This is a genomic window from Bradyrhizobium sp. JR4.3 (genome assembly GCF_040547695.1).
Taxonomy (GTDB): Bacteria; Pseudomonadota; Alphaproteobacteria; order Rhizobiales; family Xanthobacteraceae; genus Bradyrhizobium; species Bradyrhizobium canariense.
In genome coordinates, this window is the sequence record NZ_JBEPQF010000003.1 from 66538 (window position 1) to 83479 (window position 16942).

22 protein-coding genes are annotated in these 16942 nt (G+C 63.7%); 9 read left to right on the forward strand and 13 right to left on the reverse strand.

What is annotated here, in order from left to right:
• Positions 1-197: 197 nt before the first annotated feature.
• Complete coding sequence (gene tgt / locus ABIB91_RS06205; RefSeq protein ID WP_354160880.1) at positions 198-1346, forward strand: tRNA guanosine(34) transglycosylase Tgt; 1149 nt, start codon at positions 198-200, stop codon at positions 1344-1346.
• 31 nt (positions 1347-1377) lie between these two features.
• Here the strand turns inward: tgt and ABIB91_RS06210 are convergent, their stop codons facing one another.
• On the reverse strand, positions 1378-1596 hold the full coding sequence (locus tag ABIB91_RS06210) for a hypothetical protein (RefSeq protein ID WP_007590746.1): 219 nt from the start codon (positions 1594-1596) through the stop codon (positions 1378-1380).
• A 223-nt stretch (positions 1597-1819) separates the two neighbouring features.
• On the opposite strand from ABIB91_RS06210, the gene cysK reads away from it, so the two are divergent.
• Positions 1820-2797 (forward strand): cysteine synthase A, encoded by a 978-nt coding sequence (cysK, locus tag ABIB91_RS06215; protein WP_354160878.1) that lies wholly within the window; start codon positions 1820-1822, stop codon positions 2795-2797.
• Between the two features lie 3 nt (positions 2798-2800).
• Positions 2801-3043 (forward strand): BrnA antitoxin family protein, encoded by a 243-nt coding sequence (locus ABIB91_RS06220; RefSeq protein ID WP_027518078.1) that lies wholly within the window; start codon positions 2801-2803, stop codon positions 3041-3043.
• Positions 3044-3118: 75 nt separating this feature from the next.
• Here the strand turns inward: ABIB91_RS06220 and ABIB91_RS06225 are convergent, their stop codons facing one another.
• Together ABIB91_RS06225 and ABIB91_RS06230 are read right to left on the reverse strand one after the other, a co-directional pair.
• Positions 3119-4549, reverse strand: coding sequence for a caspase family protein (locus tag ABIB91_RS06225; protein WP_007590751.1), 1431 nt, complete (start codon positions 4547-4549; stop codon positions 3119-3121).
• Positions 4550-4799: 250 nt separating this feature from the next.
• The gene (locus ABIB91_RS06230; protein ID WP_354160875.1) at positions 4800-5675 is read right to left on the reverse strand and encodes a DMT family transporter; all 876 of its coding nucleotides are present in this window, start codon (positions 5673-5675) and stop codon (positions 4800-4802) included.
• Positions 5676-5827: 152 nt separating this feature from the next.
• On the opposite strand from ABIB91_RS06230, the gene ABIB91_RS06235 reads away from it, so the two are divergent.
• Positions 5828-6226, forward strand: a complete 399-nt coding sequence (locus ABIB91_RS06235; protein WP_247392007.1) for a RidA family protein — start codon at positions 5828-5830, stop codon at positions 6224-6226.
• A gap of 52 nt (positions 6227-6278) precedes the next feature.
• On the opposite strand, the gene ABIB91_RS06240 is transcribed toward ABIB91_RS06235, so the two are convergent.
• The 3 genes from ABIB91_RS06240 to ABIB91_RS06250 all read right to left on the reverse strand — a co-directional run bounded on the left by ABIB91_RS06240 (position 6279) and on the right by ABIB91_RS06250 (position 7912).
• The gene (locus ABIB91_RS06240) at positions 6279-6824 is read right to left on the reverse strand and encodes a hypothetical protein (protein WP_007590758.1); all 546 of its coding nucleotides are present in this window, start codon (positions 6822-6824) and stop codon (positions 6279-6281) included.
• Positions 6769-7113, reverse strand: coding sequence for a hypothetical protein (locus tag ABIB91_RS06245; RefSeq protein ID WP_007590760.1), 345 nt, complete (start codon positions 7111-7113; stop codon positions 6769-6771). The genes ABIB91_RS06240 and ABIB91_RS06245 overlap by 56 nt, the downstream gene beginning before the upstream one ends.
• A gap of 211 nt (positions 7114-7324) precedes the next feature.
• Complete coding sequence (locus tag ABIB91_RS06250; protein WP_007590762.1) at positions 7325-7912, reverse strand: formyltransferase family protein; 588 nt, start codon at positions 7910-7912, stop codon at positions 7325-7327.
• 190 nt (positions 7913-8102) lie between these two features.
• On the opposite strand from ABIB91_RS06250, the gene ABIB91_RS06255 reads away from it, so the two are divergent.
• A complete protein-coding gene (locus ABIB91_RS06255; RefSeq protein WP_354160872.1) occupies positions 8103-8390 on the forward strand; it encodes a hypothetical protein in 288 nt (95 codons plus the stop codon).
• A 338-nt stretch (positions 8391-8728) separates the two neighbouring features.
• Positions 8729-8965: a hypothetical protein gene (locus ABIB91_RS06260; protein WP_026233472.1), complete on the forward strand. Its 237-nt coding sequence runs from the start codon at positions 8729-8731 to the stop codon at positions 8963-8965.
• Between the two features lie 3 nt (positions 8966-8968).
• Here ABIB91_RS06260 and ABIB91_RS06265 read toward each other — a convergent pair whose 3' ends face one another.
• The gene (locus tag ABIB91_RS06265; protein WP_007590765.1) at positions 8969-9271 is read right to left on the reverse strand and encodes a hypothetical protein; all 303 of its coding nucleotides are present in this window, start codon (positions 9269-9271) and stop codon (positions 8969-8971) included.
• A gap of 93 nt (positions 9272-9364) precedes the next feature.
• The gene (locus ABIB91_RS06270) at positions 9365-11413 is read right to left on the reverse strand and encodes an acetoacetate--CoA ligase (protein WP_354160870.1); all 2049 of its coding nucleotides are present in this window, start codon (positions 11411-11413) and stop codon (positions 9365-9367) included.
• Positions 11414-11596: 183 nt separating this feature from the next.
• Here ABIB91_RS06270 and dapD point away from each other — a divergent pair, with 183 nt between their 5' ends.
• Positions 11597-12568 carry a 2,3,4,5-tetrahydropyridine-2,6-dicarboxylate N-succinyltransferase gene (gene dapD / locus ABIB91_RS06275; RefSeq protein ID WP_354160868.1) on the forward strand — a complete coding sequence of 324 codons (972 nt, stop codon included), beginning with the start codon at positions 11597-11599 and terminating at the stop codon, positions 12566-12568.
• A gap of 74 nt (positions 12569-12642) precedes the next feature.
• Here the strand turns inward: dapD and ABIB91_RS06280 are convergent, their stop codons facing one another.
• Positions 12643-12870, reverse strand: coding sequence for a hypothetical protein (locus ABIB91_RS06280; RefSeq protein ID WP_354160866.1), 228 nt, complete (start codon positions 12868-12870; stop codon positions 12643-12645).
• A 514-nt stretch (positions 12871-13384) separates the two neighbouring features.
• Here ABIB91_RS06280 and ABIB91_RS06285 point away from each other — a divergent pair.
• Entirely contained in the window at positions 13385-14494 is a 1110-nt protein-coding gene (locus tag ABIB91_RS06285) for an AI-2E family transporter (protein ID WP_007590777.1), read from the forward strand.
• Between the two features lie 142 nt (positions 14495-14636).
• Positions 14637-15023 carry an NUDIX hydrolase gene (locus tag ABIB91_RS06290; protein WP_198288224.1) on the forward strand — a complete coding sequence of 129 codons (387 nt, stop codon included), beginning with the start codon at positions 14637-14639 and terminating at the stop codon, positions 15021-15023.
• A gap of 1 nt (position 15024) precedes the next feature.
• On the opposite strand, the gene ABIB91_RS06295 is transcribed toward ABIB91_RS06290, so the two are convergent.
• From ABIB91_RS06295 to ABIB91_RS06310, 4 genes are all read right to left on the reverse strand, one after another.
• Positions 15025-15315, reverse strand: coding sequence for a hypothetical protein (locus ABIB91_RS06295; RefSeq protein WP_354160863.1), 291 nt, complete (start codon positions 15313-15315; stop codon positions 15025-15027).
• 106 nt (positions 15316-15421) lie between these two features.
• Positions 15422-15649: a hypothetical protein gene (locus ABIB91_RS06300; protein ID WP_198288291.1), complete on the reverse strand. Its 228-nt coding sequence runs from the start codon at positions 15647-15649 to the stop codon at positions 15422-15424.
• 134 nt (positions 15650-15783) lie between these two features.
• Positions 15784-16026: a hypothetical protein gene (locus tag ABIB91_RS06305; RefSeq protein ID WP_007590794.1), complete on the reverse strand. Its 243-nt coding sequence runs from the start codon at positions 16024-16026 to the stop codon at positions 15784-15786.
• Positions 16027-16338: 312 nt separating this feature from the next.
• The gene (locus tag ABIB91_RS06310) at positions 16339-16509 is read right to left on the reverse strand and encodes a hypothetical protein (RefSeq protein WP_007590796.1); all 171 of its coding nucleotides are present in this window, start codon (positions 16507-16509) and stop codon (positions 16339-16341) included.
• Positions 16510-16942: the final 433 nt, after the last annotated feature.

Consider the following 16942-nt stretch of genomic DNA (forward strand, 5'->3'; position numbering starts at 1 on the left):
GCCGGCAACATCGCCGCGGCATCTCGTCCAACCCCCAAGGTAAAACTACACTGTATCGTTTTGTTTAACAAGCGCCGCCGGTGCACAATCCCGTGTCCCCGATATTGGTGTCCATTGTCCCAGTCTGATGCATAAGCCGGCCGAAGCATCGCCTGAGCGGGTTGATCGGCCTGCTCCGACACGCAATAAGCACCGTCATGAATCGTCCTGACACCGGTCTGCCCAATCATTTCGAACTGCTCGCCACCGATGGCGGCGCGCGCACCGGGCGCCTGACCACGCCGCACGGCGTGGTGCGCACGCCCGCCTTCATGCCGGTCGGTACCGCCGGCGCGATGAAGGGCATGCACTGGCGCGAGGTGCGCGAGGCCGGTGCCGACATCGTGCTCGGCAACACCTATCATTTGATGCTGCGTCCCGGCGCCGAGCGGATCGCGGCACTTGGCGGCCTGCAGACATTCACCGGCTGGAACGGGCCGATGCTGACGGATTCCGGCGGCTTCCAGGTGATGTCGCTGGCGGATCTGCGCAAGGTCAGCGAGCAGGCCGTGACCTTCCGTTCGCATATCGACGGCGCCAAGGTCGAGCTGTCGCCGGAGCGCTCGATCGAGGTGCAGCGTTTGCTCGGCTCCGACATCGCCATGCAGATGGACGAATGCGTGCGACTGCCGGCCGAGCGCGCCGACATCGACCGCGCGATGCAATTGTCGCTGCGCTGGGCCGAGCGAAGCAAGCGCGCCTTCGAGAGCGCGCCCGACGGCTACATGCTGTTCGGCATCGTGCAGGGCGGCGACATCCCCCAGCTTCGCCATGCCAGCGCGCAAGGCCTCGTCGAGATCGGTTTCCATGGTTATGCGATTGGCGGCCTCGCCGTGGGCGAGCCGCAGGCCGTGATGCTGGCGATGATCGACGAGACGGCGCCGCTGCTGCCGAAAGAGCGGCCGCGCTATCTGATGGGCGTCGGCACGCCGGACGACATCCTCGAGGCAGTCAAGCGCGGCATCGACATGTTCGATTGCGTGATGCCGACGCGCAATGGGCGGCATGGCGTTGCCTTCACACGCTTCGGCCAGGTGAATTTGCGCAACGCGCGCCACGCCGACGATCCCCGTCCGCTCGACGTAGAGAGCTCCTGGCCGTCGGCGCGCAGCTACGCGCGCGCCTATTTGCATCATCTCGTCAAGGCGGGCGAGACGCTGGGCGCGATGCTGCTGTCCGAGATCAATATCGCTTACTACCAGTTCCTGATGCAGGGCATCAGGGACGCGGTCGCACAGGGCACGTTCGAGGAGTTCTATCGGCATACGCGCGAGGACTGGGCGAGGGGCGACATCGCCCCGCGCTAGGTCAATTGCAAGGGTCAGTGCAGAGGAAACGTCAGTTGCAGAGAATGCGCTGCTTGACGGCGTGCTTGGTCACGAAGCCGTAGCCGCAATTGTCGCAGGTCCAGAGATAGCTGATCAGGTGTTCCGACACATACGCAGAACCTTCGGCGGCGACCATGGAGTCGGCGCAGACGGGACAGGTGGGCAACTCACTGCACCGCGGAGCGCGGTTCGATGCGACGGTCGACAACACTTCAGCGACTGCTGACATCGTGGTGACCTCTCTGCTTTGAGACCTAAGTCTAACATAAGCAGAATCAGTTGACGAGGTCGCAACACAAATGCGTTGGTTTTCTGATAATTACTGCTCACGTGATTTTGCGATGCAGCGTATTTAACATGTGCCGCAATGTCGCTTGCGTGTCGCCGCAGGCTGTCTCTAACTTCGCAAGAGCTGCAACAGAAGCATAAATCATCGCCACAGGGAGTTCATCATGGACGCATCGTCCACCACGGGTGCAGCGCACCAACCCGGCCGCGGCCGGATCTATGACTCGATCGTCGATGCTTTTGGCGACACGCCGATCGTGCGCTTGCGCCGGTTGCCGGGCATGCACGGCGTGAACGCGACTATTTTGGCAAAGCTTGAATATTTCAATCCCGCCGCAAGCGTGAAGGATCGCATCGGCGCGGCCATGATCATCGCGATGGAGAAGGCCGGCATCGTCAAGCCGGACACCGTGCTGATCGAACCGACCTCCGGCAACACCGGCATCGCGCTGGCCTTTGTCGCGGCGTCGCGCGGTTATAGGCTCAAGCTGGTCATGCCGGAGTCGATGTCGATCGAACGCCGCAAGATGCTGGCCTTTCTGGGCGCGGAACTGGTGCTGACACCCGCCGCGCAAGGCATGAAGGGCGCGATTGCGACCGCCGAAGAGCTGTTGAAGACGACGCCGAATTCGGTGATGCCGCAGCAGTTCAAGAATCTCGCCAATCCCGAGGTGCACCGCCGCACCACCGCGGAGGAGATCTGGAACGACACCGGCGGCAACATCGACTTCTTCGTCGCCGGCGTCGGCACCGGCGGCACCATCACCGGCGTCGGCCAGGTGCTGAAGCCGCGCAAGCCCTCGCTGCGCGTGGTCGCGGTCGAGCCGGAGGAGAGCCCGGTGCTGTCGGGCGGCCAGCATACGCCGCACAAGATCCAGGGCATCGGTGCGGGCTTCGTCCCTGACATCCTCGATCGCTCGGTGATTGACGAGATCGTCAAGATCAACTCGACGACGGCGATCGAAACCGCGCGGGCGCTGGCGCGGCATGAGGGCATTCCGGGCGGCATCTCTTCGGGCGCCGCGATCGCCGCGGCCCTCGAGATCGGCAAGCGGCCGGAAGCCGCGGGAAAAACCATCCTGGCTATAGTGCCGTCCTTCTCCGAGCGGTATCTTTCGACGGCTCTGTTTGAAGGAATCTAGGACATGGCGGATCAACCACCGAGGCGGCCGCGGACGTTGGGCGACGCCAGGACGGAGGCCGAGGCGGCGTTCAAGAAAGTGACGGCAAAGGTCGCCGCAGCACCGCCAAAACAGAACGTGGCGCCGGGGGTCAAGGAGCAGGTCACGCTGCGCATCGACCAGGACGTGCTGGAGCATTTCCAGGCCGGCGGTCCCGGCTGGCAGGACCGCATCAACGAGGCCCTGCGAAAGGCCGCGGGGAAGTAGACGCCAAAGGTTTGGCTATTCGCAACGAAAAAGCCCGGCGCGAGCCGGGCTTTTGTATCTGCGATTGGCGTCGCCTCAGCGGCGGAACATGCCGCCCATCATGCCGCCGACGACACCGCCGACGAAGGCTGCTCCGGCAGGATCGCCGCCGCTGCTGCGATGGGGAGCCGGTGCGGGCGCGCTGCTGGCCGCGGGGGCGGCGGCCCGGCGGGCTGCCTTCTGGCTGTTGTCGCTCGCGGTCGGCGGGCCGGCCACAACCTCCGAAAGCAGAGCCTTGTGCTGGAGTTTGTTCAGGTAACCCGACGCGGGATAGCCGCGCGCCGCCTGCCACCGCTTGAGCACCGACCGGGTCTCCTCGCTGAACACGCCTGTCTGTTTGTTGTCGAAGCCGAGCCCGCCGAGGCGACGCTGAACGTCGCGGCGCAGGTTCTTGTCGAGGCCGATCTGGTCCTCGGTAAGCTGGGTGGCCTCATCGGTGAAGGTCGCGGGATCGACGCCAGCGGTGAGGGTACGCGTCGCGGTCGAGGGGCCGCTCTTGATGGCCGCGAGGCGTGCCAGCGCCAGCGCCTTGAACTGACCGTTGGGGTAGGCGGAGAGGTAGGCGTTGAGCTCTTCCGGCTTGTTGCTCTCCTTCACCGAGCGCCAGTATTCGAGCTCGATGCCGTCCGAGCTGCCGCCGGTCGCCATTGGCGCGCTGCCAGCAGCCGTCGGTGCGGCATTGGCGACCTGGGTCGTCGGAGCCTGGTTGAGATAGACCGCGCCGGTCAAATTGGTGTGGCCCCAGGGCAGCTGACCCTTGTGGGTCTCCTCGTTGACCTGGGCGCGGACCGACGTCATCGCCTGCTGGATCTCGACACCGGGCTTGGTGATGTTGTCGATCAGCGCACGGGTGAACGGGCTGTTGTTGCCCTCCTGGCCGTCGAGCGCGGTCTGGCCCGGGCCGGTGGCGAACGCGATCAGCGTGCCTTCGCCGGACTTCATCTCGGCAAGACCGCTCTGCACGTTGACGCTGCGGGTCGCGGAGTTCGACTTGATCTTGGCGGCGAACGGATTGTCGCGGCAGGCGTCAAGGAAGACCAGCTTGACCTTGGCGTCGCCCATGGTCTGCTCGAGCGTCAGATCGATGTTGATGGCAGCACCGAGCTTGACGTCCATCTCCGACTTGATGTCGGCATCGACAGGCAGAAGATAGTTGGAGCCGCCGACCGCGATGCCGTGACCGGCATAATAGAACACTGCGACATCGGAGCCCTGCGCCTTGCGGCCGAAGTCCAGCAGCTTCTCCGTCATCTGATCGCGCGAGAGGTTCGAACCTTCGATCACCTCGAAGCCGACATTGCGCAGCGTTGCCGCCATCGCCTTGGCGTCGATCGGCGGGTTCGGCAATTGTGCGACGTTCTTGTAGGTGCCATTGCCGACGACGAAAGCCACACGGCGGTCGGCCTTCGCGGCACTGACCGACAGTGCCATGCACATCAGCGACGCGAGGAGGGTGAGAGTGCGCATCTGGAATCCCCAACAGAATCGAATTGCAGGCAGCAACAAATTGGCAACGAACTTACACGAATTGCCCGACTTGGCGCCACCAAGACTTGGCACCACCAAGACTTGGCACCACCAAGACTTGGCACCACCAAACGGCAGTTCGTCGCGTTCAACCCGCTGCTGTGTGGCAGAATGTGCACGATGGAAAGCCCCTCCAACGTGATCCAAATCACACGGCCACTTGGTTTTGTCGCACGAGGCGTCGGGAGGTTCAGCGCGCGCGGACAGGAACCGGCGAAGCCGGCTTCAAATTCAGGAGATTGCCGCAGAGGATCAGCGCCGCGCCGAGCACGGTCCAGGCATCGAGCCGCTCGGAATAGAGCAGCCAACCGACGGTCGCCGTGAGTGGAACCCGCAGAAAGTCCATCGGCACCACAATGGTCGCATCCGCGTACCGGAGCGCGCTGGCGAGGCAATAGTGCGAGAATGTGCCGCAGACCCCGATGACGAACAGCCAACCCCACAGGGAGGTTGACGGCCAGGTCCAGACATAGAGCGTCGGAAGCAGGCCCACGACCATCTGCACGACGATCATCCAGAACAGGATCGATAATGCGCTTTCGGTCCGGGTCAGCGATTTCGCCAATATCATGGAAATGCTGAAGCCGATCGCGGCTCCCAGTGCGATCAGCTGGCCCGGATTGATCTCGCCGGTGGCGGGCCGCACGATCATGACCACGCCGACGATGCCGAGCACGATCGCCGCGATTTTCCAGACGGTCATGCGCTCGGACAGGAATGTCGCGGCCAGCAGCGCCGTCCAGATCGGCATGGTGAATTCGATCGCGACGACCTGGCCGATCCCGATCAGCGTCAGTGCGTAGAACCAGCCGAGCTGTGCGAAATAATGGACCCCGTTGCGCGCGAGGTGCTGGGGCAGGCGCTTGGTCGCGACCGCCTTGAAGCCACCGGCCCGGTAGATGATCGGCAGCAGAAGCGTGAACCCGATCAGCGAGCGCACTTCCATAATCTCGAAGACGTTCAGCTCGCGCGTGGTCTCGCGCCCGGCGACGGCCATGACCAGCATCAGCGACAGCCAGCCCGCCATCCACAGGGCAGCCATCGTTTTGGACGGTGTCGTGTTCATCGGCGCGGGTGTAGGAGGCGAGGGGTCCTGAGGGAGGGCCGGTATCGGCGACATCGTCGCCGTTTGCAACGGCCAAATCTGCCGGTGCAGCGATGCATGGCGGCGTGCTAAGGCATCAGTGAACAACGAGAACAATCGGGAGATCTTCGCTCATGCACATCTTGCAGCCGGCCGAGTGGAAAAAACCGCGCGGCTTTTCCCACGGTGTCGTGGTCGAGGGGCCGGGCCGCTGGGTGGTGCTAGCCGGGCAGACCGGCGGCGACGAGACCGGCAATTACGCGCCTGACATGGCAGCGCAGGTCGGGACCGCGCTGAAGCGGATCATCAAGCTCCTGGGTGAGGCCGGCGCCGGCCCCGAGCATATCGTTCGTCTGACCTGGTACCTGACCAGCCGCAGCGAATATGAGGCCGCCGGGGCCGGCATCGGCGCGGCCTGGAAGGAAACGCTGGGCCGCAATTTCCCGCCCTCGACCTTGCTCTACATCGGCGGTCTCGTGGACGACCGGGCCAAGGTCGAGATCGAGGTCACGGCGTTCGTGCCGGGCACATAAAAAATCGACCCGGCGAGATCGCCGGGTCGATTGTCAATCTACTCGTATCGGCTTAGCGCGAGAGCGAGATGTTGGCGCCGCGGAACTGGCTGTCGGCGCGCATCGTGACGTTCTGCTTGTTGCCGGATGTCTTGAGCGAGATGTTGGCGTTGAAGCCGGCGGTGGAGGCGAGCAGCTCATAGTTTCCGCCGGCGCCGCGGCCGGAAAGGGAGCCGCTGATATTGCGGCTGGCCTCGGACCAGCTGCCCGCGATGGCGCTGCCTTCAGCCCTGACGTTGGCGCCGAGGTTGAACTTGTAGGCGTCGCTGGCGCAGGTCAGCGACAACTCCATGGTCGGTCCGATCGGAGCGTATTTGGCCCGGCAGCGGATCCGCTCGGTCGAGCCGTCATCCAGAGTGACCGTGCCTGAGCCGCTCCAGCTGCCGGCCAGCGGGGCGAACGGGCCGGACTGGGCCTTGCTCTCGGAGTTGGCAATTCCGGCCGCAAACATAACGGCGGCCGCGATCAGCAACCGCCGGCCCAGACCGTTCGTCACGATTTTTCTATTGGCGCGATGCTTCCCACCGCCCGCTGCACGGTATGCCTGCAGATGCTCCATTCCACTTCCCCGATCCGGCGTTGCCGCTGAGTTGACCGTTGGCATATGCACCATTGATCGAAACTTTCACAAGTCCCCCGCTGCCGATGGTGCCGGAAACGTTAGCGCCCGGCGCGGTGATCTTGCCGTCGGCAACCGTCAGCAAGGAGCTTGCAGTCGGCTCGCAGGAACCGCTCTTAGTCACGATGGTGACCTGCCAGTTGCCGTCATAGGGAGTCTGGGCGAAAGCGGGCGCGGCGAGGGTGAAAACTGAAGCGGCACAGAACGCCGCAATGCGAGCAAAACGCATAAAATCCGTCCTTGAATTTGTCTGATATGCTGACCCTTATTCGGGCCAAATGTGACGGAAATTTGGTGCGGTGCCAAATCGAAAATTGTTCCTGTGGGAACAATGGTTTATTTGGGTTTCCGGCTGCAATTTTCGAAGCAGAATCAACGAGCCCTCACGTTAAGGGTAAACGTCAGGACAGCGACTCAGGAAAGGGGCTTAGGAAAGGGCTTTAGGAAAGACTTGGCGCCGAGGTCGCGAACTGCTCGTCCTGAGTCTTGGACGGCAGCGCCTTGTGGACCTTGGCGTAATCGATCACGTCGGCCAGCAATTTGAGCCCGAGCGGGGCCAGCGCGCGCTCCCATAGCTCCCGCGCCGTCTCGCCCTTCTTGACGAAGCACCACTCCTGGGCCGCGATGGCGCCGGCGTCCATGCGGTCGGCGAGGTGATAGATCGTGCCGCCGGCGATCGGATCGCCTTCCTTGATGGTCCATTCCACGGCCGCCTTGCCGCGGTGACGCGGCAGCAGCGAGGGATGATAGCCGATCCCGCCCAGCTTCGCGGCCTCGAGCGCGTCCTTGCCGATCCGGGCGTGGCTGTGCGCGGTGACGATCAGATCGGTGTCGGGGGCGATCTCGGAGGCCACCACCAGTTTGGGGTTGGCCTGGACCACGACCCCGATGCCTGCCGCCTTCGCTGTCGCGGCGAGACGATCCTCGGCGTCGGCCACCACGACCCGCACGATCGAGACACCGTGCTCCCGGAGCATGTTCAGGGTGGTCACGCCGAAATGGCGGGAGCCGACGAGGGTAATGCGCATGGGTGTCCGATCCGTCTCGCAACTGCGTCATCTCCCGATAACACGTCCGGAGGTCCTGTCACCACCCGCGCCGGGTTTGCGCCGGTTATCAACAATGCACCGGGCGAGGGGTGCGCGATCAATTCCGCGATTGCGGCGTCGGCCGGTCCGGTGCTTCCATGCGCGCATGGCATCGGCTCGGAGCGAACGCATGCGGAGCGCGTGGTTTGTCCTTCTCGCGGCCCCGGTCGTAACCGTTGCGGCGCGCGCTGGCGGACCACCCTATCCGGCGGTTCCGCCCGAGGTTGGGGTGGCACCGTTCATCGGCCCGACCTGGGACACCTATCGCTGCGCGGAAGGGCCGGTCATCAATTTTGATCACGGCGCCTATTACGGCCAGGAGCCGCCGGCACTCTATCGCGGCTACGCGTACCGGCCGCATTACCGCTACAGCGCCTACCGTAGGCTGCCGCGCAAACATTTTTGCGTTTCGGACTAGCGTGGCCGCGCCACCACGGTCGGGCGGCAAGTGGAGATAGGCCGGTTCCTGTGTTTCGTTTTTAACAGAGTTATCCAGGATTTGCCGGTAGAACGTGGACCCACCGGGGCTGGCGACATTTCAACCCGCATCCGTTTTCGAACCCGGATTTGGCCGCTGGCGTAATTGCCAGCGGCTTTTTCGTGCTCGGCCATCACGAAATCATCTGACGGTAACATGATCTCAACCAGCTTGGCGTATCGACGAATCCGTCGCGGATTTGTATTGCGTACCGCGACACCGAGATTGTCCCGCCGGCGTGGGTGCGCCGTGCGGGCTTTTTCGCCGGGACCTATTTCATGCCGAGCGCGATTGAGCAGATCGTCGACGTCTATGTCCGACTGAAGAACCGGCGCGGCCTCGACGAGCTGATGATGCACAGACAGCGGCTTGCGGTCGATCTGAAGAGCAGGTCCGGCTACGATTTCAGCCTGCCGATCGGCCAGATCGACGAGGAGATCGCGATCATCGAAGCCGGCCTCAGCCGGCTCAAGTCGGGCGATATCGCAGCGACGGATGACGGCCGGCCAGTTTGACGCTCAGTCGCGCCGGCCGCCGTCGATGACGGTGAACAACGGCCGCGCCGAGGTCGGCTCGACCAGCAATTCCTCTACCAGCGCGGTCGCCGCATCGACATATTTGCGCGTCGGCTTGTCGAGGGGGCGCGTGGCCTCGTCGTCGAGCGCGACCTTTGCGGCCTCGACCAGCTTGCGCATTCGCGCCGCGTGGTCATCGCCCGCCGTCAGCGTCGCGCGGGCCAGCGAGCGCAGCACGAACAGCTCGCCCTCGAGGCGGAGCAAACGGTCGTTGAGCCTGGTGAGGACGGCGTTGAGGTCGGCCATGGCGCGCGTTCGTTTTCGGAAGATCTATCCTGCTCTAGCGGCGATCGGTGAACGGAGTCCAAACGGCATCGGCGCAATTGGGCCGATCTCCCCTCAAGTCTCGGTCCGCGCCAGATAGTCGCGTGCAAAGGCAAGATACCAATCAAGGCAGGCGGGATTGGCCATCGCCTCCCGGTTGATGACCTTCTCGACGGGCTGGCCGAGCAGCAGCTTCTTGATCGGCAGTTCCTGCTTCTTGCCCGAGAGCGTGCGCGGAATTTCGGCGACCGCAAAAATCTCGTTGGGCAGGAAACGGCGGGAGAGGCCGGCCTCGATCGCCTTGTTGATCTTCGCCTGCATTGCGCCGTCGAAGGCGACGCCTTCGCGCAGCACCACGAACAGCGGCATGTAGCTGTCACGGCCGAGATATTCGAGATCGACGACGAGGGAATCCAGCACCTCGGGCAGGGCCTCGATCGCGGAATAGAGTTCGCTCGTGCCCATGCGCAGGCCATGCCGGTTGATGGTGGCATCGCTGCGGCCATAGATGATGCAGGAGCCGTCAGGGTCGACCTTGAGCCAGTCGCCATGCCGCCACACCGGCCCGCGGCCGCTGCCGTCGAAATTGTCCGGATAGGTCTCGAAATAGCTCGCCCGATAGCGCGCATCGCCCTTGTCGTTCCAGAAATAGAGCGGCATCGACGGCATCGGCTCGGTGCAGACGAGTTCGCCGACCTCGCCGATGACGGCGCGGCCCTGTTCGTCGAAGGCTTCCACGGCAGCACCCAGCAGACGGCACTGCATCGCGCCCGGCGTCTGCGGCAGTTGGCGATTTCCGCCAATGAAGGCGCCGGCGAAATCCGTGCCGCCGGAGATGTTGGCCCACCAGATATCGGCCTGCGCCTTGCTGCCGTTGGCTTTCGAGAGCGCCGCGAAGCGGTCGTTGAACCACGCTTGCGTGTCGGCGCTCAGCGGAGAGCCGGTCGAGCCGAGACATCGAAGCTGTGAGAGATCACCGGCGGCGGCGAGATCGATCTCGGCCTTGACGCAGTTGGCGAAGAACGCGGCGCCCGCACCGAAGAAGGTCGCTTTCGACTGCGCGACGAAGCGCCACAGTGTGGTCCAGTCCGGCTTGTCCCTGGCGCCGCCGGGGCTGCCGTCGAAGATGCAGCAGGTGGTGCCGCTGAGCAGGCCGCCGACTTGCGAGTTCCACATGATCCAGCCGGTCGAAGCGTACCAGTGATAGCGCTCGCCGAACGAGTTCTCGTGGTATGAGCAGCCGAGATCGTTGTGCAATCCCAGCAGCGCCAGCACCACGATGACGATGCCGCCATGGCCGTGCACGATCGGCTTCGGCAGGCCGGTGGTGCCGCTGGAATAGACGATCCAGAGCGGATGATCGAACGGCAGCCAGACCGGCTCGAATGCGTCGATCTCCGCGCCGGTTGTTGCGACAATTTCGGACAGCAGGGCGACCGGCGCTGCGGGCGCGGCGGCCTCGCTGTGCAGGATGACGTGCTCGACCGTCGGCAGCGATTGCCGCAGCTCGGTGAGGACGTCTTTGCGATCGTGCCGGCGGCCGGCATAGGTGACGGCGTCGCAGGCAATCAGCACTTTGGGTTCGATCTGCTTGAAGCGGTCGATCACGGCAGGCGCGGCCATATCGGGCGCGCACACGCTCCAGACCGCGCCGATGCTGGCGCTCGCCAGGAATGCGATGATGGTCTCGGGGATGTTGGGCAGATAGGCGGCGACGCGGTCGCCGGGCTTGATGCCTTTTTCTTTCAGATGCAGCGCGAGCGCGGCCGCCTTGCGCCGCAGCTCCGGCCAGCTCGTCTCGTAGAGCTTGCCGTCCTCGCCGCAGCTGACGATCGCGGGCAGGCCGGCGGCGTCAGCCGCATCCACATGGCGGAACACCTGCCGGGCATAGTTGACCTGGGCGCCAGGAAACCAGATCGCGCCGGGCATCTTGCGCTCGGTGATCACGGCCGCAAACGGTGTTGGCGATTGCAGATCGTAATAGTCCCAGATGCTGTGCCAGAAGCCGTCGAGATCGCGCACCGACCATTGCCGCATGTCTTCGTAGGTCGCGAAGGTGAGGCCGCGCCGCTCGGCGAGCCAGTTGCGGTAGAGGGCGATCTGGGGAACGAAGGGTGAGGTCATTGCGGATCGATTTTGATTGCAGGGAGAGGAGTGTAGCCGGCGATGGAACGAAGTAGAAGCCGCAGTTCGCGCAGCCGCGTCTGGCTCGCCAAATCCGGGCGATCGCCTTTGAGCCACCAGAAGTTGCCATTTCGCCGGGAACGCGTATGCACTGCGCCTGGGATCACAGTGTGGGACATTCAAATGACGATGGAGCTGAGGGGCGCGAGTGGTGAGGGATTTGCGACGGTTGCCGCAGATGGTCGCGTGCTGGATTCCTGGTTTCCTCGGCTGCGCCTGGTTGTGGCGGCCGATAAGGCCGTGACGGTACGGCTGACGAGCGACGAGATCGTCAGATCGTTGGGTGCATCGGCGGACGGATATGCGCGACACGATGATATCCGCGATGTCGAGATCGTTTCCATTCGTACAGAAATTCACTCTCTTGCATCTGCGCCGACTGATGTGCACGACGCGTATCTTCGACTTCATCTCCTGAGCCACCGGCTCGTCCAGCCCCATTGCCTGAATCTTGAAGGAATTTTCGGTCTTTTACCCAACGTTGCCTGGACGACACTCGGTCCCTGTGAATGCTCTCGTGTCCCGGAAGCGCGAATGGTGGCGCGAAAGCGTGCCCTCGCGTTTGAGGTGGCAGGCATCGATAAATTTCCGCGCATGACGGATTATGTGACGCCTGCGGACGTGAGAATTGCAGATGCGGACCGTGTAAGGCTCGGAGCCTACCTGGCGCCGGGCACAACCGTCATGCATGAGGGCTTTTGCAATTTCAACGCGGGTACGCTCGGCCCCTGCATGGTCGAGGGCCGCATTAGCGCCGGTGTGGTTGTGGGAAGCGGCAGCGACGTTGGCGGCGGAGCATCGATCATGGGCACTCTGTCCGGAGGAGGGAAAGAGAGGGTCACAGTTGGTGAGCGCTGCCTGATCGGAGCCAACGCCGGCATCGGCATTTCATTGGGTGACGATTGTATCGTCGAAGCCGGCTGTTATGTCACGGCGGGCGCGCGCATCCTTCTGGAAGATGGCCGAATCCTGAAAGCCAGAGAACTATCAGGCCAGAAGGGCCTTCTGTTTCGTCGTAATTCCCAGAGCGGCGCGATCGAGGCAACCAAACGTACGCCAAATTGGGAGGGCCTCAACGCGCAACTTCACAGCTAGGCCACGACGGCCGCAGCGTTGCTCCCTGGCCGCCATCGCAGAACAGCCTCAGCTTGCCCGCTTCGTCGGTTGGCCTACCACGGCACCCCGGCCCAGCGCCTTCCGAACACGGGTGGCTTGGCCTTCACCGCTTTCCAGCCGAAGAAATGGTGCTTGCCGGACCAGGTGTGCACCACGCCGCTGCAGATGCTGCACTTGAAGCTGCCGGAATGCGCTTCGGCGTGCTCCTCTCTTGTCGCGGTGTAGTTCATGCTGCAACCCGCGCAGGTGAATTCTTCGATCGTCCAGATGGTATTGGCCATTGCACCGAAAGTGGTTTGGGGGAGCTCGATGGAAGCGTAGGTGCGCGCCTTTGCAACGGCGTAAACCGGTTGGATGAAATCCGGTTAATCGTCGTTAGCCAAGCCGGCAGTCGGTCGCGGCCTTGCCGGCGCGCGCGGCGCCGCCGCAAGATCAATCGCCGGTCCGGAGGCTCCGCATATCGCGGTCGATGCGCATCTGTACGCGCCTGATGGCGAGCAACGGCAGCCTGCCTTGCACACGCCCGGAGCGGGCCCTGTCGCCGACGGCATAGGCGTAGCGCCAATAGCCCGGTGCGGCGTTTGGCTTCAGGGAAAAGTGGATGCCGCGGTGAATTCCCGCATGTGCGACGGGCTCTCTGGGGCGGCGTGCCATCGCCTCGGAATGCCGAATAGCCCGATGCGTTCCTAATCACCGGCTCGGGCCGGCCCGGTCGTCTTGACGCCGGGTGCGCGGCTGGCAATAACGCTGGGCCGCGCAAGTGCCGGAACCCGCGTCAATGCCGCAAGGAAAGCCGTGCCCGTGAAAAGTCTGCGTCAGCTCCTGACGGGCGAGGACATCATCCAGCTCGTGATCCGCGTCGGCCTGCTCGGCCTGTTGATCATCTGGACCTTCCTGATCATTCGCCCCTTCGTGCCGATCCTTGCCTGGAGCGGCGTGCTCGCGGTCGCGTTCTATCCGGCCTTCAGCTGGGTCGCCAAGATCCTGGGTGGCCGGCCTAAGACCGCGGCGGCGATCCTGACCCTGATCACGCTCGGCATCGTCATCGGTCCTGCGACCTGGCTCGGCATCAGCGCAGTGGACGGCGTGCGCGAACTGGCGCACCAGCTCGGCACCGGCGACCTTGCGCTTCAATCGGCGCCGGAACAGCTGAAGTCGTGGCCGGTCGTTGGCCCCTGGCTATTCGAGCTCTGGGAGCAGGCCTACAACAACATCCGCGCGGTGCTGCGCGAGGTGGCGCCGTATCTCCAGCCGCTGGCGGGACCGCTCTTGTCGCTCGCGGGCGATGCCGGCGTCGGCACGCTCCAGTTCCTCGTCTCGGTGTTCGTGGCCGGCTTCCTGTTTCCGCACGGGCCGAGGCTGGTTGCGGCCGGCCGCGGCTTCCTGTTTCGCATCGTGCCCGAACAGAGCGAGCATTTCCTGGGGCTCGCGGGCGCGACCATCCGCGCCGTGGCGCAAGGCGTGATCGGCGTCGCGATCGTGCAGGCATTGCTCGCCGGCATCGGCTTCAAGCTTGCCGCGGTGCCGAGCGCAGGCCTGCTCGCCTTCATCGTGCTGCTGCTCTCGATCGTGCAGATCGGCGCCTTCCTGGTGCTTCTGCCGGTGATCATCTGGATCTGGACCGCCAAGGACGTCACCACCGCGCTGCTGCTCACCGTGTTTCTCGTCGTCGTCGGCTTCCTCGACACCATGTTGAAGCCGCTGGTGATGGGGCGCGGCCTGACCACGCCGACCATCGTCATCTTCGTCGGCGTGATCGGCGGCACGCTCGCCCACGGCATCGTCGGCCTGTTCATCGGCCCGATCATCCTGTCGGTGGCCTGGGAGATGATGATGGCCTGGATCAGGACGGAGGACCGGGCAGAGGCGGGGGCAAGGGCGGGGACAGCGGCGGGCGAGGGCTGACCGGCGCCTCGAACCGCGGGATCGGCCCGCCGGGTCCGATCGGCCCTGACGGCCTTGCCCCGTGTGATCGAGGTCCGCGGAACTTGTCTATCCGACTAGACAAGTTACGATAAGCTCGATTCTGGTTTCGATTACGGCGGACATGGCGAAGTCTTCCAAACTGGTTGCCGCCAAGCGCGGCAAGGTCTTGTTGGTCAGACGGCGGTCGGACGGCCTGTGGATGTTTCCGGGCGGCCGCAAGCGGGCGCGCGAATCCGACAAGGACTGCCTGCGGCGGGAAATCAAGGAAGAGCTGCCCAAGCTGAAGCTCGGCCGGATCAGCCTCTGGAAGGAAGTGACGACCAGGAACAAGCGCTCCGGCCGCAAGATGAGCGACGCGATCTTCATCGCCAAGGGCGCCAAGGGCAGGCTCGCGATCGGCGACAAGCACGAGATTGATCGCGCCGTCTGGCAGAAGCCGCGCGGCATCCGCCTGACGCCGACTTCGCGCTATATCCGTGACCGCCTGTTTCCGCAGAAGCGCGGGTGAGCTAGTCCCCGTCGTCCTCCGATGAGAGCTGTATCCGTCCGGTGTGGGCCCGCGAAAAATTGGCGCGCGCTTGCGGCGCGGACATCCTGGCCATTTCGGTTTCGCGCTGCTCCTTGCGAGCCTGGCGCGCGCGCTTCATGGCCTGCTTGACCTGAGGGTTCGGCGAATCCTCCGCGAAGAACAGCACCACCTCGCAGCTCGGACATTGCCTGGAATAGCCGTCCTGCAACCGTCCCGCGCGGTCGCGGAACACGGTCTTGCAGCGCGTGCACTGAATCTGGACGAAACTCATGCGCGGTCGATCGACAATGACTGATGGAAATGGATCGTCAGGTGATCCCAAATGTCTGAAGAAAGCTTGAACGCGTCCGGGACTTCAAGCCGCTTGAAACAGCCGCCTATTGCTTGGCCGCTATCGTGTCCAGGCAATGGTTGAGATAGACGGTGCGATCCCTGGGCAGCACCTTCTCGAGATCCGCCTTCAGCGCACATTCGCGCTGCCGCATCTGCTCGGCCCGCCGCTTCTCTGCCGCCTCGCGATATTCGGGAGCAACCTTGTTGGGATCGACGAGAGCTTGCGAGCGGGCGGGAGCCGTCACGGCGAGTGCAATGGCGGTGATGATCATGAACTGTTTCAAATGAGCCTCCGTAAAAGGCTCATTCTAGCGCTCGGGCGGCGAGGGCTCAAACGGCAAATTCGCGGAGACCGCCCGGCAGCGCAGTTGACTTCAACTACCTGAAGTTGGGACTCGTGAAGTCCTCACTTCGGGACGTGGTCGATCTTGTGGCCGAGATGCCCGGTGTCGTGATCGCGTCGCAACTGGCTGAGCGATGTCTCGTTCAGCTGGTGCAGGACCTCGCTGAGTTCAGTCGTATCCGGATAACCGGCAGCAAAACCCTTGCCGTAGATCTTGCGCAACGTACCGACCAGCGTGTTGCCGTGCTTCTTGCTGATCGCGCCATCCTTGTCGCGGTGGCGATGATCCAGGCCCGTGTCCTTCATGGCTTTCTCCCTGAGTGGCGTCTGCGCGCCTGGAGAGAGCGTGCTCCCAAACGAGTTGATTGGCAACGGCACGGCGTGCGGCGGTTGAGCCTCGTCAAGGTGTGGAAAGATCGAAGGACGTGTGAAGCAGTTCACAAGCGATGGCCGAGATCGCTGCTACGAAGGCCTCATTGCTTCACCAATTGATATTTTGAAAACGCCCCAGCGCTCCACCAGGCGCTGGGGTTTTCACGTCGATCACCGCAAGGGCGAGAGCGCGCGACGCCCGATCGGATGGGCGGGTGATTCCGAATGCTGCCGAAGGCGGGCGGACTACGCGGCTTGCTCCTCGAACGAGGTGTAGACTTGGCCCCCTGGACCAATCACCTGAACGCCCCAGCACCCGTCGGCGATAAGTTCCTTGGCCTTCTTGAGGGCGGCGGTGAGTGACAGCCGCTTGAGGCTGACGATTCCTGCCGTGTCGAAACCGCTGATTTCAAACATGCCGCTCCTCCCTGTTTTGTCGAATCCTACACTTTTTGAGCGGGTTGTCTCGCGGCTTTTGGGGCAGGGGCCGGCGCACGAACACACGCTGGCCAAAATCGCGAAAACAACCCCATGCACAGTAGCTAAGTCCTGCTGGCGCAACGCTTTCTTTTTGGCGCACGGCGGTCTTGCATCCGGCGGAGACGCCGGTTGACGCGTCGGGCAAAACAGGGGTAGTCTGCCAACTTCGGAAAATCCGCTTCGGGCCGAGGCGGCGTCCCGGGCTCGGGAGGAGCTCTCGCATCGGCCTGCGAGTTATGTCTGTCGCACGACCCCGTAGTCGGCCGGGGCGGCGGGGCGTGCGGCAGGCCGCGGCCGCTAACGTGGAATTAAGCTGAAAAGCCGACAATTTTAGACAGTTGTAGATGGGTGCTGCGTAAGGGAGCCGTCG

What these genes read in the sequence shown, in the direction of transcription:
- ABIB91_RS06265 (WP_007590765.1), bottom strand. Translation starts at nt 9,271, where the DNA reads ATGGCCGACCTCAACGCCGTCCTCACCAGGCTCAACGACCGTTTGCTC.
- ABIB91_RS06310 (WP_007590796.1), bottom strand. Translation starts at nt 16,509, where the DNA reads ATGTTTGAAATCAGCGGTTTCGACACGGCAGGAATCGTCAGCCTCAAG.
- ABIB91_RS06260 (WP_026233472.1), top strand. Translation starts at nt 8,729, where the DNA reads ATGCCGAGCGCGATTGAGCAGATCGTCGACGTCTATGTCCGACTGAAG.
- ABIB91_RS06210 (WP_007590746.1), bottom strand. Translation starts at nt 1,596, where the DNA reads ATGTCAGCAGTCGCTGAAGTGTTGTCGACCGTCGCATCGAACCGCGCT.
- ABIB91_RS06270 (WP_354160870.1), bottom strand. Translation starts at nt 11,413, where the DNA reads ATGACCTCACCCTTCGTTCCCCAGATCGCCCTCTACCGCAACTGGCTC.
- ABIB91_RS06290 (WP_198288224.1), top strand. Translation starts at nt 14,637, where the DNA reads ATGGCGAAGTCTTCCAAACTGGTTGCCGCCAAGCGCGGCAAGGTCTTG.
- ABIB91_RS06295 (WP_354160863.1), bottom strand. Translation starts at nt 15,315, where the DNA reads ATGAGTTTCGTCCAGATTCAGTGCACGCGCTGCAAGACCGTGTTCCGC.
- ABIB91_RS06240 (WP_007590758.1), bottom strand. Translation starts at nt 6,824, where the DNA reads ATGGAGCATCTGCAGGCATACCGTGCAGCGGGCGGTGGGAAGCATCGC.
- ABIB91_RS06235 (WP_247392007.1), top strand. Translation starts at nt 5,828, where the DNA reads ATGCACATCTTGCAGCCGGCCGAGTGGAAAAAACCGCGCGGCTTTTCC.
- ABIB91_RS06255 (WP_354160872.1), top strand. Translation starts at nt 8,103, where the DNA reads ATGCGGAGCGCGTGGTTTGTCCTTCTCGCGGCCCCGGTCGTAACCGTT.
- cysK (WP_354160878.1), top strand. Translation starts at nt 1,820, where the DNA reads ATGGACGCATCGTCCACCACGGGTGCAGCGCACCAACCCGGCCGCGGC.
- tgt (WP_354160880.1), top strand. Translation starts at nt 198, where the DNA reads ATGAATCGTCCTGACACCGGTCTGCCCAATCATTTCGAACTGCTCGCC.
- ABIB91_RS06300 (WP_198288291.1), bottom strand. Translation starts at nt 15,649, where the DNA reads ATGATCATCACCGCCATTGCACTCGCCGTGACGGCTCCCGCCCGCTCG.
- ABIB91_RS06225 (WP_007590751.1), bottom strand. Translation starts at nt 4,549, where the DNA reads ATGCGCACTCTCACCCTCCTCGCGTCGCTGATGTGCATGGCACTGTCG.
- ABIB91_RS06305 (WP_007590794.1), bottom strand. Translation starts at nt 16,026, where the DNA reads ATGAAGGACACGGGCCTGGATCATCGCCACCGCGACAAGGATGGCGCG.
- ABIB91_RS06250 (WP_007590762.1), bottom strand. Translation starts at nt 7,912, where the DNA reads ATGCGCATTACCCTCGTCGGCTCCCGCCATTTCGGCGTGACCACCCTG.
- ABIB91_RS06245 (WP_007590760.1), bottom strand. Translation starts at nt 7,113, where the DNA reads ATGCGTTTTGCTCGCATTGCGGCGTTCTGTGCCGCTTCAGTTTTCACC.
- ABIB91_RS06230 (WP_354160875.1), bottom strand. Translation starts at nt 5,675, where the DNA reads ATGAACACGACACCGTCCAAAACGATGGCTGCCCTGTGGATGGCGGGC.
- dapD (WP_354160868.1), top strand. Translation starts at nt 11,597, where the DNA reads ATGACGATGGAGCTGAGGGGCGCGAGTGGTGAGGGATTTGCGACGGTT.
- ABIB91_RS06220 (WP_027518078.1), top strand. Translation starts at nt 2,801, where the DNA reads ATGGCGGATCAACCACCGAGGCGGCCGCGGACGTTGGGCGACGCCAGG.
- ABIB91_RS06280 (WP_354160866.1), bottom strand. Translation starts at nt 12,870, where the DNA reads ATGGCCAATACCATCTGGACGATCGAAGAATTCACCTGCGCGGGTTGC.